Genomic DNA, 3,049 nt, shown 5'->3' with positions numbered 1-3,049 from the left:
CAGTGGTCCCGTGGGAACGTCACGAACGTCGTCTACGTGCTTCGGGCAGGCGTTGCAGTATATGCGCGACGCATATACTAATAAGCGAGATATGTCGAGCGGCTGGCTCGCGCTTCGCTGCCTCACGAAGCCATCCTCATCGGCGATGCCTTTACCCAGCAAACGCGCGACCTTGCGGGATTTTGACTTGATGGGGCTGGCGCTCCGGGTGGGCCTATAGCCCGTTGGCAAACGTCCAGCCTGTACGGATGGACGCGGCCCTCGACGAGATAACCATGCCGACCGAAATCGTAGCAGCGATCGCCGCAATCCCCGACGTCGTGGAGCACGGACTGTTCCTCAATGGGATTGATACAATCGTGATCGCGCGCGGTGACACGATGGAAGTGCGACGCCGGGGGCAAGCGAGGTCTCGCTGATCTGCACCTGCGCGGCCTGGATGACAGCGCTGACGCGGAGTGATTCTCAGGCGCGACCTACGGCGATTCCGAGCGAAAAGGCTTGCCCTATAGCCGCCAGGTATCAACGGTTCCGCGGCCTTAGCGAGCCGGACCCGTTTTTTTCGGCGCGCTCGATCAGTCGAAATCCTCCGAAACCCTTTTAAAACAGGACATTTTCCACAAGCCGCGCGGCGGAAGAGGACCACGGTATGGCTTGCTGTCTATGCTCCGCGCACATATAGATGTGGCAATGGATGGACCTCGAGATCGAAACATTTTCGGGGCGTTCGCACTCATGATCAGCGACGACATCGTTCGCGCTAGTTCATCGCGGGCGCCGGAAGCTGGACCCGCCGCCTCAGCGCTGGCGTTGCTCGCGCACAAGCCCGGGCTCTCGATCCGTATGCTTGCGATCGGGGTGGGCCTTTCACATGCTGGAACTGTTCGCCTGGTGGATAGATTGGTAAGCGAGGGATTGATCGAGCGTAGGGAGCATTCGACAGACGGGCGCGCGCGATCCCTCTATCTTACTCCAACTGGCAAGGTCGCGAGCGACGAGGTCCTGGCCTCGCGCGATCAAGTGATTGCCGAAGGGCTATCGATCCTTAATCCAGACGAACTGAAAACCTTATCGGACATCGCTGAACGCGTTCTCCGAAATCGCTTGGAAAACCTCGAGCAGTCATACCGCATCTGCCGCTTGTGCTGCTACGAGGGCTGCACGAACTGCCCCGTCGATGCCGAATTGCATGAGCGAGGTGTGGACCGCGAGAAGAACGACGACGCGTAGGAGACTCGCAATTGCGGCAGCTCAACGCTGCTCAGATGGCGGGGCTTCATAATGCCAGCGAGCCTACCATCAGCCGCATTCTTTTGGCTACGCGTCAAGCCGGCCGATCGGGCATGGCGGTCTCATTCTAATATGTCGGTGATCGCCCCACTTTTAGCCGCTCAGTTGATCGGAACGCGGTTTCGGAAGCGGCCGTTCAAACCACTCGCTGCATTCCCATTTCTCTATGTCCGATAGGTAGTTTCGGGGAAAAGCAGTCGGGAACAGGTTTCGGGAACGCATGCTCCGGCAGGAGCGCAGCGCGCGTCCCAAGCGCGTTTTCCCGGTAGAGCTTCCCAATCGGCAAAGTGCGGGCCACCTCAGACTGCGAACGCGAAAAACCGCCTGGCTGGTCACTCAAGGCAGGGTAACGACGATTTTCGCTGCGGATACACCCGCCTTCAGGGCTTCCAAGGCAGCCTGGAGCATTTCAAGGCCCTGGCCCACGACCTTCGCCGGAGGGGCGGGGACGAACGTGCGCGCCGCGAGAGCCTGCGGCAGGAATTCGCGGTAGATCATTGGACCAACCTCGTCATCCTTGAGGCTCGTCCCGGAGATGTGCGTCGCCTCGACTCCAAATGGACGCTCGTCGGGCGGGGCCAGCGTCGCTGCCACGCGGCGCGAGCCCTCGCATCTCGCAATGACGGCAAAACAGTCTTTCATGTGACCGGTCGCGTGAAGCGTTCCAGCGAGACTGCGCCCGCGCATTGCCTCAATCACGTCTTCCACGATGGCTGGACTCGAGTGGTCAAGAACCTCGCTTGCACCCAGCTCCTTCAACAGGCCGGCGTTGCGCGCCGAAGCGGTGGCGACGCACCTGTAGCCCGACGCCACCGCGAGCTGGATGGCGTTGCAGCCAACGCTCGACGATCCACCCCAGACCAGAACGACCTCTGGACGCGCGGTCGGCGAGTGTAACGGTGGCGCGAGAGCCAACTGTGTCCTTCCGTAGAGCCCGCTTGCGGCGGTGCCAAGGCCAAGCGGGAGGACTGCCGCATCAGCGAAGGCCATGTTGTTGGGGATCGGCGCCGCCATGTGGTCCAGCACGATCGTGTGGTGCTGGAACGCACCCTGCGCAGGTTGATTTACGGTTGTCCCGACCGCCTGTCCGATGACTCGATCGCCGACCTTGAACCGCTCGACCGCGCCACCGACCGCCGCGACCTCACCGGAGACGTCGCTGCCGAGAATCGCGGGATAGTCGAGCCATGGCAAAAGCGCGACGTCCTGCAGAATCCAGTCGAGTGGGTTGATCGCGATGGCCGCGTTGCGGATCAATATCTCGTTCGCCGCCAGATGCGGCAGAGCGGTGACACCGATCCTCAGTGGCTGCCTCGGCGCTTTCTGCCAGGCGGCCTGATTAGTCACGGTTTCGGTCATCATCAACTCTTTTTGTCAAGTATACAGCTGGGCGTTCGTCTGAGCGGTCCAACCGCCAGGTCGGGCGCACGAAGTGGCAGCTATAGCCCCCAGGATAGCGCACCAGGTATTCTTGGTGCTCTGGCTCCGCCTCCCAAAAGGGTTCTTCTGGGTTGATCTCCGACACGACCGGGCCAGGCCAGCTTCCTGATGCCTCGATTTCCGCGATGGTTGTGAGGGCGACTTCCTTCTGCACTTCGGTGGTGTAGAAAATCGCCGATCGATAGCTCGGACCGACATCGCTGCCTTGTTGCTCGTAGGTCGTGGGGTCATGGATCTGGAAGAAGAGTTCCAAGAGCGAGCGATAGGCGAGAACGGAAGGGTCGAAGGTCACTTCCACTGCTTCCGCATGGCCGTAATG

4 protein-coding genes are annotated in these 3,049 nt (G+C 60.8%); 2 read left to right on the top strand and 2 right to left on the bottom strand.

Annotated elements, in window-relative coordinates:
* Nucleotides 1-275 precede the first annotated feature (275 nt).
* Together ACT6UX_RS30310 and ACT6UX_RS30305 are read left to right on the top strand one after the other, a co-directional pair.
* Nucleotides 276-419, top strand: coding sequence for a hypothetical protein (locus tag ACT6UX_RS30310; RefSeq protein ID WP_156316066.1), 144 nt, complete (start codon nt 276-278; stop codon nt 417-419).
* A 316-nt stretch (nt 420-735) separates the two neighbouring features.
* Complete coding sequence (locus ACT6UX_RS30305) at nt 736-1,230, top strand: MarR family winged helix-turn-helix transcriptional regulator (RefSeq protein WP_004099028.1); 495 nt, start codon at nt 736-738, stop codon at nt 1,228-1,230.
* 396 nt (nt 1,231-1,626) lie between these two features.
* On the opposite strand, the gene ACT6UX_RS30300 is transcribed toward ACT6UX_RS30305, so the two are convergent.
* Both ACT6UX_RS30300 and msrA read right to left on the bottom strand, forming a co-directional pair.
* A complete protein-coding gene (locus ACT6UX_RS30300) occupies nt 1,627-2,652 on the bottom strand; it encodes a zinc-binding alcohol dehydrogenase family protein (protein ID WP_052819670.1) in 1,026 nt (341 codons plus the stop codon).
* A partial coding sequence (gene msrA / locus ACT6UX_RS30295; RefSeq protein WP_444778849.1) for a peptide-methionine (S)-S-oxide reductase MsrA occupies nt 2,630-3,049 on the bottom strand: 420 nt, incomplete at its 5' end. The genes ACT6UX_RS30300 and msrA, both read right to left, overlap by 23 nt.

This window comes from Reyranella sp. (assembly GCF_052439685.1).
GTDB lineage: Bacteria > Pseudomonadota > Alphaproteobacteria > Reyranellales > Reyranellaceae > Reyranella.
The sequence above is the reverse complement of the archived record's forward strand: the minus strand, read 5'-3'. Positions and strand labels throughout refer to the sequence as shown.